Genomic DNA, 13,212 nt, shown 5'->3' with positions numbered 1-13,212 from the left:
ATGCAGCAAAAAAACCAGTTTTCCAACGGCTACACCTTCAACCGGATCATCAACGGCTGCTGGCAGCTCTCTGCCGAGCACTGCCTCCAGGGCCATCTGGACATCCTGGACGCCCTCCGGGCCTTCCACATGCTGGTGGACCAGGGGTTCACCACCTTCGACTGCGCCGACATCTACACCGGCGTGGAGGAGATCATCGGCCAGTTCGTCAATGAACTTAAGCGGGACGGAAACTACCGGGAGGAGGACATTCAGGTCCACACAAAGTTCGTCCCCGACAAGGCCATCCTGCCCACCATCGACCGGGCTTACACCGAGCGGATCGTGGACCGCTCCCTCAAGCGGATGCATCGGGAGGCACTGGACCTGGTGCAGTTCCACTGGTGGGATTTCAGCGTACCGGGGATGATGGACACTGCCTTTGACCTGGTACACCTCCAGGAAAAGGGCAAGATCCGCAACATCGGCATGTGCAATATGGACACCCAGCATCTGAAGATGATGGTGGATGCCGGCATCCCCGTGGTCTCCAATCAGGCCCAGTACTCCATGTTTGACCGGCGGCCTGAGCGGACGCTGCTGGAATACAGTGCCCAGCACGGCATCTATACCTTCTGCTACGGTACCCTGGCCGGTGGCTTTCTGGATGAGCGGTATATCGGCAAGACCTACGAGGCTCCGGAGACTCGCTCTCAGGTGAAGTACATGCAGATCATTGAGGACTCTCTGGGCTGGGAAGGGCTACAGAAGTTATTGTTGCTGCTCCGGGAGATCGCGGAAAAATATCAGGTGTCCATCGCCAATGTCGCTACCCAGTATATTCTCCGCCAAAAGAGCGTGGGAGCCGTGATGGTGGGTACTCGGAACTCCCGGCATGTGGCCTCCAATGTGCGGACGCTGCAATTTGACCTTGCCCAGGAGGACCTGGACACCATCCGGGCATTTTTGAGCCAGTACCCAACGCCGGAAGGAGAATGCTACGAATTGGAGCGGACTTCTCCCCGATACCAGAGCATCATCCTCACGGATTTGAATCAGTGAGCGTTTCCCCGCCGGCATACTCGTTGGATATGATTCTTCATTTCCACATAAATAAAAATCAGGCCTCCGGCTATGCCGGGGACCTGTTTTTTATGCAAATAGATACAAAAAGGCAGCATTCCTCTGAAAAGTTCAAAAAGAATTCATAGAATTTTGGGGCCGCTATGGTATACTCTCCTCCTCATTCCCCATGTGCGCCTGCCGCATATGTAAAAAGGAGGATCTCATGGAACAGACCTTTTCTTTTCAAATCACCGCCCCGGATCCCGTCCGGCTGTGTCCCCAGGTAAGCCGTGCTCTGGAGCAGCGGACAGAACTGGTCTCCCGCCAAAAATACCCCAAGATGTGGAACCTGACGGACAAGCTCAACAGCGTGGAAAAATGCCCCCAGGCCGTCCGGGAAAACCGGAGAAAGCGGCGTGCGTTTCTGGGGTTTTGGAACTGGGCCCTTGCCGTTGTGCTCCTGGTCCCCGGATTCTTGATGCAGAAAGGGGCTTTGCTCCTCCTTTTGATCGGCGCGGCAAGCTATGGGAGCGGTGTAACGTATTTGTGGAAGTACAGCCGGACTCTTCTGGGAATTTTAAATCTGGTCACGGGAACAGTCCTCTGTTTCGGCGCACTGGGAGCCCCGACGGAGTTGGGCGCGCTGCTCCCCTTCGGGATCGTCTGTGCAGTCATCGGGGTCGCCGCCTTACTGCCCCGGAAACAGGCCAAAAAGACGCCCTTTGACCAGACAGCTCGGAAACTTCTGCTGGAAAAAAGTTCCTTGAAGGACACGGAAAATCTGCGCGTTGCCTTCTCCGGTGAGGGAATGACCATGAGCCGGGAGACAGCGGAACCGGGGACTCACACGGTTCCCTACCATGATGTTACATTTGTGCTGGAAACCGAGGACCTGCTCCTGCCCGTTTGCGGTAACACCATCATGATTTTGCAGAAAAAGGATCTGCTGGCCGGTACGATTCCCGAATTGCGGGACTTTCTCAGCCAGCAGACCCAATATGTCAAAATCTAGGACGAAGCGGCGTTGACATCACATCCCGGTTTCCCATACATACCGTGTTTTGAATCATCCATTTACCACGCAGGCAGCAGGCTCGTCCCGCTGCCTGCGTCAGTCGTCCAGGGCAATGCTGGCATCCGCAGCCAGCGACAACAGCCGTTTGAATTCCCCCCGCTCCTCGTCCGTCATTTGATGTGTCATACGCCGGAAGCTCTCATCCACCTGCTCCTTTACAGCCGGATATACCTCCCATGCCTTTTCTGTGGGACGGATATCGTATGTCCTCTTGTCCTTCACATTGGTGGTACGGACAAGAAACCCTGTCTCCTCCAGTTTCGTCACCGTCTTGGCAATGACGCTTTTATCCAAAGAGAGCCGCTTCGTGATCTCATCCTGGGTCAAGACATTGAAATCACAGGCGATCAGAATGACAACCGCCTGAGCAGCCGTCAGGTGATATTGAGCACAGCCGTTGTTGAGCCAGATATGAGATTTCCGATACAGAATGGAAATTGATTTAAAGGGACTGTCCGCGATGTAAGGCATATCACATACCTCCTTTAAACGATTCCATTATTATAATCCGTTTTAGTGGCACTTGCAACCAGATATTGACGCAGGGTGGAATCTGTGTTACGCTAATATAGTGGCATGTGCCACCATATTCATTTTATGCACATAAAGGAGCTTTGCCCGCATGGAAAAAACGGAAAAAATTTGGAATCGAAGGTTTATTCTTCTCTTTATCACAAACCTGCTTGTATTAGCAGCTTTCTACGCATCCATTCCCATCATCCCGATTTATTGTCAGGAGATCGGCATCACTGGCTCGAAAATCGGAATCGTATTGACGGCTATGTCCGTTGCCACCATTCTGTTCCGCCCGGTGGCTGGTTATCTCCTGGATAACTTCAACCGCTATCGGGTCTATCTGCTGTTTTTGGCGCTGTTCTGCCTGTCCTTCCCTGCCTTTATCGCCTTTCCCATCTTTGGCGCATTGATCGTCGTCCGACTGTACATGGGCGCCGTCTATTCTGTCTGCGGGTCCGCCACTATGACGCTGGCCGGCGACGTTCTGCCCCGGACGAAAATCACAGAGGGCATCAGCCGGTTTGCCTTTACCGTATCCATCGGCATGGCGCTGGGACCCTATGTGGGTCTTCAGGTGCAGGAAAACATGAGTAGCAAGGCCTCTTTCCTCACGATTTTTGCCATTACGGTAGCCGCTTTGATCTGCGTATCCTGCTGCCGGATTCATTACCCCAAGGTGGAACGGAAGAAGTTTTCCATCCGGGATTCCATCTATGGGCCTGCCCTCCCCTTCATGTTCAACATGATGTTTTTGATGATCCCGTACGGCGCGGTCATTGCCTATTCCTCCATTCTGGCTCAGGAAAAGGGACTGACGTCCTTCCTCCCCTACTTCTACATCTGCCTGGTGGCGGGAATGCTGGCCTCCAAGCTGTCCACCCAGAAGATGATCGACGCCGGAAAGCACCGTGTTCTGGTCTATCTCAGCCTGGTGATCCTGATTGTGACCATGGTCAGTTACCTCTTCTTGTCCACTGGTATCCACCTGCTCCTCGCCGGCGTTTTCTTCGGACTTGGTTACGGAATTTTGCAGCCCCTCTTCCAGTCTTTTGTGACGGGAACAACACCGGCTCCGAAGCGCGGCGTGGCAAACGCCACCTATATGCTCTCCTATGATGTGGGAATCGGCATCGGCTCCCTCCTGATGGGCTGCCTCCAGGAACCCATTGGACTGCCCATGGGCTTTGCCCTGACGGCCATCGCCTATGTCATCGGCGGAATCGTCTATGTGGCATATGTGGACCGGTATTACCGCAAACTGAAAACAGACTCTGCTGCCTGAGCAAAGTTTAGTCCACACGTAGAAGAAACCGGCACCGCCAAAACCGTGGCGGTGCCGGTTTTCCCTGCTTTTACAGCTGACAGAAAAAGCGCCGGGAGCGAGCATCTGCTCGCCTCTGGCGCTCTTTTGGGGATATGCTGCTTAGTTTTCTTTTTGTTTCCGGCTCTCCTGCCAGAGCTGGTCCGCCGTTCCCGCCCAGTTTTGGGCATAGGGCTGGCATTTGTCGCACAGATGGTCCACCGGCTCCGGGGACTGGAGATCCGTGGACTTGGCTCCGGTCTTTTTCACCATCTCCCGCAGACACTCCGGGTTTTCCAGCATGGGGCAGGGCCGCAGCATGTTCTCATTAAAGGGCTGTCCGTCGTGGTAAGCCATGAACAGTGGGCTCTTCAGGGCATCCAGCAAGGAGCAGTCGTGAATATTGACATTGGAATAATGAATGAATACACACGGTTCCACGTCGCCGGCGGCATTGATGTGCAGATAATTGCGCCCACCGGCGATACAGCCTCCCACATACTCCGCGTCGTTCTGGAAGTCCATGCTGAAGATGGGCTTGGTTTTCCGGAATCCCCGAATCTGCTCATAGACGGCCTTTCGCTGCTCCGGGGTGGGGAGCAGTTCCGAAACGGCATCATTTCCCACCGGCATGTAGTGGAAGAACCACACGAACAATGCGCCCGCCTCCACGATCATGTCGAAGTACGCCTCACTGCTGATGTCGTTGTAGTTGGCGCTGGTGTAGCAGGTGGAAATGCCAAAGGGCAGCTTGTGGTCCTTGAGCAGCTTCATGGCCGCCTGCACCTTTTGGAAACTGCCCTCTCCCCGGCGGCCGTCGTTGGCAGACTCAAAGCCCTCCAGGCTGATGGCCGGAACGAAGTTTTTCACCCGCAGCATCTCCTGACAGAAATTCTCGTCAATCAGCGTACCGTTGGTGAAGGCCAGAAACTCACAATCCGGATGCATCTCGCAGATTCGGATCAGGTCCGCTTTGCGTACCATCGGCTCGCCGCCGGTGTAGATGTACATATGCGTTCCCAGAGCCTTGCCCTGACGGATAATGCGGTCAATGGTGTCCAGATCCAGATTCAGGTTGTGACCATACTCCGCCGCCCAGCAGCCGGTGCAGCGGAGATTGCAGGCGGAGGTGGGGTCCAGCAGGATCGCCCAGGGGATATTGCAATTCTCCTGCTCCGCGACTTTTTTCCCTCTGGCACGCCCAATCAGCGTGGCATTGATCATGAAATTTTGCAAAAATGCATTCCGCACACCGGGGTCCAGCTGAAACACTCTTTGGATCAGCTGGTACCAGTTTCCCTCCGGATGATCCAGAATCTGGTGAAAAATCTTCCGCTGAGACTGGTAGCGATTATCTTTATCAAACTGGTCTGCCCAGTCCAGCAGCTTGGAAAGATTCTTTTCCGGCTCGTGTTCAACGAATTTTAGTGCCTGCTTGGCGGCGTAAGCCTGAATGGATTCCCACATGGACTGATCTTCCATTGTAATCTCCTCCGATCTGAATTTGCATGCGGCATGTCAGTCCGCAGCTTCTGTCTTTTGGGGTTTGGGGATGCTGTCAATAGAGTCCCCTGATGATCTCCACGCATTTCTCAATGCCCAGGGTCCCGCTGTTGAGGGTAATATCGTAATTCTGTGCGTGGCCCCACTTCATGTTGGTATAAAAGCGGTGATAGGCTGCCCGGCGCTTGTCCTTGTCCCGGAGCCGCTGCTCGGGCGACTCCTCCCGCTCACCGTATACCTTCACGATCCGGTCGGCCCGGAACGCCATGTCCGCGTGAATAAAAACCTTCAGGCAGTCCGCCTTGTCCCGGAGGATATAGTCCGCGCATCTGCCCACGATCACGCACGGTCCCTTTTCGGCCAGCTCCGTGATGATGTTATACTGAATCTTCCAGAGATAGTCTGCATTGTTGGGACCGGCAGACCGATGGGAGAATGCAGACGCCAGGAATCCGCCGGGAGCATATTCGCCGGCATCCTGGATGTAATTTTCCGTAAAACCGCTCTTTTCTGCGACTTGCTGAATCAGTTCTCTGTCATAGCAGGGGATGCCCAGCTCCTCTGCAACCTGTTTGCCAATGGTGCGGCCGCCGCTGCCAAACTCACGGCTGATGGTAATCACTCTGTTTTTCATCGTTTGTTATCTCCCTTCACGCAATATCTTGGATGGAAAGTGATGGACCGCTTATTGGGAAAGCGGCACTTTTTTCAGCTGCTTTCTCTCATACACGATCAAGGCCAGAGAAAGGATGAAGGCCAGGCCATCCGCCACAGGACCCGTCCAAAGGACGCCTGTTACCCCCATGAAGATGGGGAGGATGATGGCTGCCGGCACAAAGAAGATGATCTGCCGGGACAGGGAGAGCAGCGCCGACTTGGCAGGCTTTCCGATGGCCTGCAGATAGATTGCCGCTACGGTCTGGAAGCCGGTCAGAGGGCAAAACAGCAGGAAAATCCGGAAGGACAGCACCGCAAACTCATTGTACAGTCCCTCCTCAGAACCGAACAGGGAAACAACACTCATCGGGGCAAACTGGAAAATCAAAAATGCAATAATTGCCACGATCTCCGACGCAATGAGGGCAATATCGAAGGCCTTCCGCACACGGGTGAGATTTTTGGACCCGTAATTGAAGCCGATAATAGGCTGTGCGCCGGTGGAAATACCAACCAAGATCGAGATCAGGATCTGATTGACCTTCATCACGATGCCCATGGCCGTCAGCGGAATCTCAGAACCGTAAATCGAATCCGCACCGTACTTTGCCAGCAGGTTGTTGGACAACGCCATTACGATCGTAATGGCGATCTGCGTAATGAAACTGCTGATGCCAAGGCTCAGCACTTTTTTGCAGGTCTTTCCATGCAGGCGAAGCGCAGAGGTGTCAAAGCGGAAGGTTTTGAAGCGGAAAATGTACACAACCGACACAATGAAAGTGGCTACCTGCCCCATGACCGTGGCAATGGCAGCACCCCGGACCCCCATATGGAAGATAAAAATGAAGACAGGGTCAAAGATCGTATTGATCACCGCACCCAGAGCCATGGAAAACATGGCATATTTCGGGCTGCCGTCCGCCCGGATCATGGAGTTCAGCGCCGCTGGAATCATCATGAAGGGAAGTCCGATACCAATGACATAACCATACTCCAGTGCATAGGGCCGCAGAACATCCGTCGCGCCAAACAGCGTCAAAATTGGATTGATTCCCACCAGAAAAACCGCCAGCAGCACAATGCTGACAATGGTCACCATGGTGATGGCATTGCCGACCCCCTTTTTCGCACTGTCGATATTCCCCTCGCCCAGTTTCAGGCTCAGATAAGCCGCGCCGCCGTCACCGATCATCAGGGAAAGCGCCAGCGCAATGATCGTAATCGGAAATACCACGTTGGTGGCGCCGTTCCCCAGATATCCAACGCCCCAGCCGATAAAGATCTGGTCTACAATGTTGTACAGCGAGTTTACCAGCAGAGAAATGACGCAGGGAATGGCAAATTTTGCGATCAGCCGCCCGATCGGTTCTGTGGCAAACGGACTTTTGGTTTCTGAGATTGCTTGTTCCATCTTTTCTAGATTCTCCTTTATAGGTAACTAGCTACGTATTTAAAGAAAAAGCAGGCAGCGTGCCCGAGTGGTATCCTCAGCACGCTGCCTGGGGAATTCAGTTTTCGCTGCCTGAAAATCACTCCGAGTCGATCGTTTTCAGGATCAGATCTGCCAGCTTGAGCAGCTCGTCCTTCTGCTCCTGCGTAAAATCCTTACATAACTCCGACAAAACTTCCTCATCCTGCGCAAGAATCATGTTGTGGATTCCGGCAGACTGCTCCGTACAGGTGATTTTTTTGTATCTCCGGTCCCTGGCACTGGGCACACATTGGATAAATCCCTTGCTCTCCAGTCTTTGAAGAAGTTTTGTCATAGCCGGATGTGTCACATGCTCGATCTGCTCCAGATCGTTTTGATGAATCTCCGATACCCCGGACGCCTCCAAACGGCTGACAGACCCCAACACACGAAGCTGCACCGACGTCAGCCCCATGGCGCTGGCCTTTTCATCCATTTTCTTGCGGAAGGCCCGGTTGATAATCGCAATTTTCAAACCAAACGGCATGCTGACCGACATTGTCCCGCCCCCTCAAATACGTAACCAATTACATATTATATTCTGCTTTTATGGTTTGTCAAGGCTACTCCTTCTGCACATCGGTGGAACTGTGCCGCGGGTGGATCAAACAGGCCGCAGGCAAATGTCCCATCTTGAAAGCCGTCGATTTCCCTGTATAATAAGGGAAAACCCTCATAAGGAGTGACGTCCGTGTCAAACACCACCAAGCAGGCGCTGGAAACATCCCTGAAACGAATGATGCTGAAAAAGCCCCTGGATAAAATCACCATTCGGGACATTACCGAAGACTGCGGCATCAGCCGCATGACGTTCTACTATCACTTCAAGGATATCTACGATCTGGTGGAGTGGGCGTGCATCCAGGATGCCACTCAAGCCCTTCAGGGAAAAAAGACTTATGACACCTGGCACGAAGGCCTCATGCAGATTTTTGAGGCCGTGCTGGAAAATAAGCCCTTCATTCTCAACGCCTACCGGTGTATCAGCCGGGACCAGATGGAGCGCTTTTTGTTCAAACTGACCTATGATCTGATCCGGGGCGTGGTGGACGAAAAAAGTGAGGGCATAGAGATTTCCGAGACGGACAAGACCTTTATTGCCGAGTTTTACAAGTACAGTTTTGTAGGCATCATGCTGGATTGGATCAGGCAGGGGATGAGTGCGGACTATCAGATCATTGTACAGAAAATCAGCACCACCATGCAGGGAAACATCTCCAACTCCATCCGAAATTTTACTTCTGGTCACTAAATCTTTTACAAACCGGGCCCGGTGATTAAAAACAAATCACCGGGCCCCATTTGTAAATGGAAGCAGCGGAAAAAACGGGGTAGGATAAGGTCATCACAAAAGTTCCGCCGAAACAGCGGCATCACTTGGAAAGGTGGTTTTCCCGATGGCAAAGAACCTTGGAAAGCTGGTAGCGACCGCAGGCCTGGCCGGCGCCGGTGCAGCGGCTGTGGCTGCAAAGAAGCTGGCAGACGCAAAGAAGGCTGCGGAAAAAGCAGTGGACTCCTCTCCCAATCCCTACCGCAATACCGAACTGGGCCGCCACGAGCGAAACCGGAAGGGTATCTACTATTCCAGCGGCAACTATGAGGCCTTTGCCCGGCCGGAGAAACCGGAGGGTGTGGAGGAGAAAAACGCCTATATTGTGGGCAGCGGCCTGGCAGCCCTGGCAGCCGCCTGTTTTCTGGTGCGGGACGGACAGATGCCCGGCTCCCACATCCACATTCTGGAGGCCATGGACATTGCCGGCGGGGCCTGCGACGGTATTTTTGACCCCAGCCGGGGATATGTCATGCGAGGCGGCCGGGAGATGGAAAACCACTTTGAATGTCTGTGGGATCTGTTTCGTTCCATCCCCTCCCTGGAAAAGCCCGGTGCCTCTGTGCTGGATGAGTTCTACTGGCTCAACAAGCACGATCCCAACTACTCCCTGTGCCGGGCTACGGTCAACCGGGGGCAGGACGCGCACACCGACGGAAAATTCGACCTCAGTGAGAGGGCCTGCATGGAGATCGTCAAGCTCTTTATGACCCCGGATGAGGCACTCTACGACAAGACCATTGAGGATGTATTTGATGACGAAGTGTTCTCCTCCACCTTCTGGCTTTACTGGCGGACCATGTTTGCCTTTGAGAACTGGCACAGCGCTCTGGAGATGAAGCTCTATTTCCAGCGCTTTATCCATCACATCGCCGGACTCCCCGATTTCAGTGCGCTGAAGTTCACCCGCTACAACCAGTACGAGTCCCTGATCCTGCCCATGCAGAAATACCTGGAGGCCGCCGGGGTGGACTTCCAGTTCGGCGTCGAGGTGACCAATGTCCTCTTCGATATCCGTGACGGCAAAAAGACCGCCACGGCCATTGAGTGCAAAGTCAAGGGCGTGGAACGTGGCATCGTCCTCACGGAGAACGACCTGGTGTTTGTTACCAACGGCTCCTGCACCGAGGGCACCATCTACGGAGACCAGAACCACGCCCCCAACGGGGACGCGGAAATCCGGACCAGCGGCTGCTGGAACCTGTGGAAGAACATCGCCAGGCAGGACCCGGCCTTCGGCCGCCCGGAGAAGTTCTGCTCCGACGTAAGCAAGACCAACTGGGAGTCCGCCACCATCACCACACTGGACGATCAGATTCTCCCCTATCTCACCAACATCTGCAAACGGGACCCCAGAAGCGGCAGCGTGGTCACCGGCGGCATCGTCAGCTGCCGGGACTCCAAGTGGCTCTTGAGCTGGACCATCAACCGCCAGGGGCAGTTCAAGGAACAGGATGCGGAAAAAGTCTGCATTTGGGTGTACGGTCTCTTCACCGACGTACCCGGCGACTATGTGAAAAAGCCGATGAAGGAGTGCACTGGAAAGGAGATCACGGAGGAGTGGCTCTATCACATCGGCGTGCCGGAGGCCCTGATTCCGGAGCTGGCAGAGAAGAGCGCCGTGTGCGTCCCCACCATGATGCCCTATATCACTGCCTTCTTCATGCCCCGGGCCAAGGGCGACCGCCCCGACGTCATTCCCGACGGCTGCGTGAACTTTGCTTTCCTGGGGCAATTTGCGCAAACGCCCCGGGACACCGTGTTCACCACCGAGTACTCCGTACGCACCGCCATGGAGGCGGTCTACGGGCTGCTGGGTGTGGACCGGGGCGTACCCGAGGTATGGGGCAGCGTATATGACATCCGCTGCCTGCTGGACAGCTCTGTCTGCCTGATGGATGGTAAATCCCCCCTGGAAATGGAGCTTCCCGGCCCGCTGAATCTGCTGAAAAAGCCACTGCTGCGAAAAATCCAGGGAACGGTTGTGGAAAAGGTCCTGCGGGACCACAACATTCTCCGGAACGGGATGCTGTAACTTTCTTTTTTCAAAATACAGACCGCAAAGCGCCCGCTGAGAAGCACGGTCTCAGCGGGCGCTCACCTGTCCCTCTCCCCTGCTTTCTTGCAATCCGCTTTTATGATACTTTTGCACCGGTGGAAAACAATTTCTCTCCTTGCGTTGACCATCGTCTCCGCGAAGCGTACAATAACGGGTAAAGGAGGCGGATGCACAAATGTCTGACACATCCTATTATACCCATGAGACCCTCCAGGCAGCAGCCCGTTACTGGGATGAAAAAGACGCCGGCAGCGTCAAATTGGATAAAGCTAAGCTGCAGGCCATGATCGAGGACTATATACAGCGGGGCAACACCTGCGCCCTGGCCACCGGGGCCGGGGACTATGTGCGCTGCACCCCCATTGAGTACAGCTACCACGACGGCTGCTTCTGGATGTTTTCCGAGGGCGGCAAAAAGTTCATCGGTTTAGCGGAAAACTCCAATGTCTGCCTTGCCATCTACGACAAGTATGAGGGCTTCGCCAAGCTGCACGGGATACAGGTCACGGGCAGAGCCGAACTGATAGAGCCCTTCAACGAAACCTATACCGCCCACGCGGCATTCAAAAAGATCTCACTGCAGGCACTGCAGAAGCTCAGCAGCCCCATGCATTTGATCTGCGTACATCCAACGCGCATCGATTGCCTGTTTTCCGAATTCAAGGAATTGGGCTGCTCGCCACGGCAGACACTCATTCCAGACAACGCATAAAAAAGGCCGGATGGACATCCCGAAACCATGGGAATATCCATCCGGCTTTTTATGCAGACCTGGAACCACCTATTTCAGCTTTGCCCCGTCCCGGAAGGCGTTGCCCACCTTCTCGCCCAGCTCGCGGTAAGCATTGTGGATGGGGTCAAAGGTAATGGGCCGGAGCTTGTCCGGGTCGATTTTCCCATCCTCATCCAGCACGGACTCATCGACACTGACGTTGACGATCTCGCCTACCAGGCGGCAGCTCTCCGGGTCATAGCTCACCAGGCGGCACTCCACCGCCATGGGGAGCTCGTCAATGAGAGGCGCATCCACAAATTCCGATTTTGTGGTGTGCCAGCCCGCCTTTTTCACTTTGTCTGCCACGCTGTTGCCGGATTCGATGCCCACATAGTCGCAGGCTACCATCTGCTCCGCCGTGGCCATGCTGACGGTGAAGGCCTTCCGGGCCAGGATGTTGGCCGTGGTTTTATGCTCGGCGCTGATGCACATGGACAGCTCCCTGTCATCGCTGATCCCGCCCCAAGCCGCGTTCATGGCGTCGGGGGTGCCGTCCTCTCCGTAGGTGGCAAGGATAAAGACCGGCTGGGGATACGTCCAGGGTTTTGCTCCGAAATTTTTGCGCATGAAAGATTCCTCCTGTTCAATTGGTTTTCAGCAGTTGCCAGTATAGACATACCGTAGCTTTTCCCGCGCCACATCGGCCAGACGATAGACGGTCTCCACCGGCGTGGGCGGGTGGTCCGTCATGTGGTGGCGGGGGAAAAAGCGGGAGACATGCAGCGGAATATCCGGGCTGACCGAGGTGAGCCACCCGGACAGGGCGCGCATCTCAGCCTCGCCGTCATTCTCCCCCGGCACGATCAGCGTGGTGACCTCCACATGGCAGGTTCGGGCCGCCAATGCAATGGAACGCTTGACCGTCTCCAGATCACCGCCCAGGATGCGGTACCATTCCTCGGTGAAGCCCTTCAAATCGATGTTGACGGCGTCGATCAGCGGCAACAGAGCCTGCCACGGCCCCTCTTCGATGGTTCCGTTGGTCACCAGCACATTGAGCATCCCGGCCTTGTGCACCAGTGCGGCGCAGTCCGCCACATACTCGTAGCCCACCAGGGGCTCGTTGTAGGTATAGGCCACGCCGATGTTTCCCCGGCTGCGCAGGCGGAGAGCCTCCTCCCCCAACATTTCAGGCGAACACGCTCGGGCAAAGATCTCCTCCCCCGCCGCGGCGATCTCCGCGTTCTGGCAAAAGGGACAACGCAGATTACAGCCGAAGCTCCCCACCGACAGCACCATACTGCCAGGTTTGAACCGGCGCAGGGGTTTTTTCTCGATGGGGTCCAGCGCCAGTGCGGTCAGCTTTCCGTAATTGAGGGAGACGATCTGTCCACCCCGGTTGGCCCGGGCCCGGCACGCTCCGGTCTGCCCCTCACTTAGTATGCAGTGATGAAAACAGAGGTCACATTGCGCTCTCATAGATGCCGCACCACCTTAAATCGCTGGAGCGTATAGGGGTCCTCTGCCCGGATGCCGCCTTTC

At 55.0% G+C, this 13,212-nt stretch carries 13 protein-coding genes; 6 read left to right on the top strand and 7 right to left on the bottom strand.

Going from position 1 to position 13,212, the window contains the following annotated elements:
• Both QZL67_RS10280 and QZL67_RS10275 read left to right on the top strand, forming a co-directional pair.
• On the top strand, window positions 1-1,041 hold the full coding sequence (locus QZL67_RS10280; RefSeq protein ID WP_022290633.1) for an aldo/keto reductase: 1,041 nt from the start codon (window positions 1-3) through the stop codon (window positions 1,039-1,041).
• Between the two features lie 226 nt (window positions 1,042-1,267).
• Window positions 1,268-2,056 (top strand): YcxB family protein, encoded by a 789-nt coding sequence (locus QZL67_RS10275; protein WP_022290632.1) that lies wholly within the window; start codon window positions 1,268-1,270, stop codon window positions 2,054-2,056.
• 99 nt (window positions 2,057-2,155) lie between these two features.
• On the opposite strand, the gene QZL67_RS10270 is transcribed toward QZL67_RS10275, so the two are convergent.
• A complete protein-coding gene (locus QZL67_RS10270) occupies window positions 2,156-2,590 on the bottom strand; it encodes a MarR family winged helix-turn-helix transcriptional regulator (RefSeq protein WP_022290631.1) in 435 nt (144 codons plus the stop codon).
• 151 nt (window positions 2,591-2,741) lie between these two features.
• On the opposite strand from QZL67_RS10270, the gene QZL67_RS10265 reads away from it, so the two are divergent.
• A complete protein-coding gene (locus QZL67_RS10265) occupies window positions 2,742-3,917 on the top strand; it encodes an MFS transporter (protein ID WP_022290630.1) in 1,176 nt (391 codons plus the stop codon).
• A gap of 141 nt (window positions 3,918-4,058) precedes the next feature.
• On the opposite strand, the gene QZL67_RS10260 is transcribed toward QZL67_RS10265, so the two are convergent.
• From QZL67_RS10260 to QZL67_RS10245, 4 genes are all read right to left on the bottom strand, one after another.
• Complete coding sequence (locus tag QZL67_RS10260) at window positions 4,059-5,417, bottom strand: radical SAM protein (protein ID WP_022290629.1); 1,359 nt, start codon at window positions 5,415-5,417, stop codon at window positions 4,059-4,061.
• A gap of 76 nt (window positions 5,418-5,493) precedes the next feature.
• On the bottom strand, window positions 5,494-6,072 hold the full coding sequence (locus tag QZL67_RS10255) for an AAA family ATPase (RefSeq protein ID WP_022290628.1): 579 nt from the start codon (window positions 6,070-6,072) through the stop codon (window positions 5,494-5,496).
• A gap of 51 nt (window positions 6,073-6,123) precedes the next feature.
• Window positions 6,124-7,506 (bottom strand): MATE family efflux transporter, encoded by a 1,383-nt coding sequence (locus tag QZL67_RS10250; RefSeq protein WP_022290627.1) that lies wholly within the window; start codon window positions 7,504-7,506, stop codon window positions 6,124-6,126.
• 118 nt (window positions 7,507-7,624) lie between these two features.
• Window positions 7,625-8,041, bottom strand: coding sequence for a MarR family transcriptional regulator (locus QZL67_RS10245; protein WP_292920287.1), 417 nt, complete (start codon window positions 8,039-8,041; stop codon window positions 7,625-7,627).
• Window positions 8,042-8,257: 216 nt separating this feature from the next.
• Here QZL67_RS10245 and QZL67_RS10240 point away from each other — a divergent pair, with 216 nt between their 5' ends.
• The 3 genes from QZL67_RS10240 to QZL67_RS10230 all read left to right on the top strand — a co-directional run bounded on the left by QZL67_RS10240 (window position 8,258) and on the right by QZL67_RS10230 (window position 11,667).
• Window positions 8,258-8,818, top strand: coding sequence for a TetR/AcrR family transcriptional regulator (locus QZL67_RS10240; protein WP_022290625.1), 561 nt, complete (start codon window positions 8,258-8,260; stop codon window positions 8,816-8,818).
• Between the two features lie 145 nt (window positions 8,819-8,963).
• On the top strand, window positions 8,964-10,931 hold the full coding sequence (locus QZL67_RS10235; RefSeq protein ID WP_022290624.1) for an oleate hydratase: 1,968 nt from the start codon (window positions 8,964-8,966) through the stop codon (window positions 10,929-10,931).
• Window positions 10,932-11,130: 199 nt separating this feature from the next.
• On the top strand, window positions 11,131-11,667 hold the full coding sequence (locus QZL67_RS10230) for a pyridoxamine 5'-phosphate oxidase family protein (RefSeq protein ID WP_022290623.1): 537 nt from the start codon (window positions 11,131-11,133) through the stop codon (window positions 11,665-11,667).
• A gap of 69 nt (window positions 11,668-11,736) precedes the next feature.
• Here QZL67_RS10230 and QZL67_RS10225 read toward each other — a convergent pair whose 3' ends face one another.
• Complete coding sequence (locus tag QZL67_RS10225) at window positions 11,737-12,297, bottom strand: flavin reductase family protein (RefSeq protein WP_022290622.1); 561 nt, start codon at window positions 12,295-12,297, stop codon at window positions 11,737-11,739.
• 27 nt (window positions 12,298-12,324) lie between these two features.
• Entirely contained in the window at window positions 12,325-13,149 is an 825-nt protein-coding gene (gene amrS, locus QZL67_RS10220; RefSeq protein ID WP_022290621.1) for an AmmeMemoRadiSam system radical SAM enzyme, read from the bottom strand.
• Window positions 13,150-13,212 lie beyond the last annotated feature (63 nt).

Origin of the sequence: Oscillibacter sp. CAG:155, assembly GCA_000436875.1 — a bacterium.
In the GTDB taxonomy this organism is placed as follows: Bacteria; Bacillota; Clostridia; order Oscillospirales; family Oscillospiraceae; genus Oscillibacter.
The sequence above is the reverse complement of the archived record's forward strand: the minus strand, read 5'-3'. Positions and strand labels throughout refer to the sequence as shown.

What these genes read in the sequence shown, in the direction of transcription:
- QZL67_RS10255 (WP_022290628.1), bottom strand. Translation starts at nt 6,072, where the DNA reads ATGAAAAACAGAGTGATTACCATCAGCCGTGAGTTTGGCAGCGGCGGC.
- QZL67_RS10265 (WP_022290630.1), top strand. Translation starts at nt 2,742, where the DNA reads ATGGAAAAAACGGAAAAAATTTGGAATCGAAGGTTTATTCTTCTCTTT.
- QZL67_RS10235 (WP_022290624.1), top strand. Translation starts at nt 8,964, where the DNA reads ATGGCAAAGAACCTTGGAAAGCTGGTAGCGACCGCAGGCCTGGCCGGC.
- QZL67_RS10225 (WP_022290622.1), bottom strand. Translation starts at nt 12,297, where the DNA reads ATGCGCAAAAATTTCGGAGCAAAACCCTGGACGTATCCCCAGCCGGTC.
- QZL67_RS10270 (WP_022290631.1), bottom strand. Translation starts at nt 2,590, where the DNA reads ATGCCTTACATCGCGGACAGTCCCTTTAAATCAATTTCCATTCTGTAT.
- amrS (WP_022290621.1), bottom strand. Translation starts at nt 13,149, where the DNA reads ATGAGAGCGCAATGTGACCTCTGTTTTCATCACTGCATACTAAGTGAG.
- QZL67_RS10230 (WP_022290623.1), top strand. Translation starts at nt 11,131, where the DNA reads ATGTCTGACACATCCTATTATACCCATGAGACCCTCCAGGCAGCAGCC.
- QZL67_RS10280 (WP_022290633.1), top strand. Translation starts at nt 1, where the DNA reads ATGCAGCAAAAAAACCAGTTTTCCAACGGCTACACCTTCAACCGGATC.
- QZL67_RS10260 (WP_022290629.1), bottom strand. Translation starts at nt 5,417, where the DNA reads ATGGAAGATCAGTCCATGTGGGAATCCATTCAGGCTTACGCCGCCAAG.
- QZL67_RS10250 (WP_022290627.1), bottom strand. Translation starts at nt 7,506, where the DNA reads ATGGAACAAGCAATCTCAGAAACCAAAAGTCCGTTTGCCACAGAACCG.
- QZL67_RS10275 (WP_022290632.1), top strand. Translation starts at nt 1,268, where the DNA reads ATGGAACAGACCTTTTCTTTTCAAATCACCGCCCCGGATCCCGTCCGG.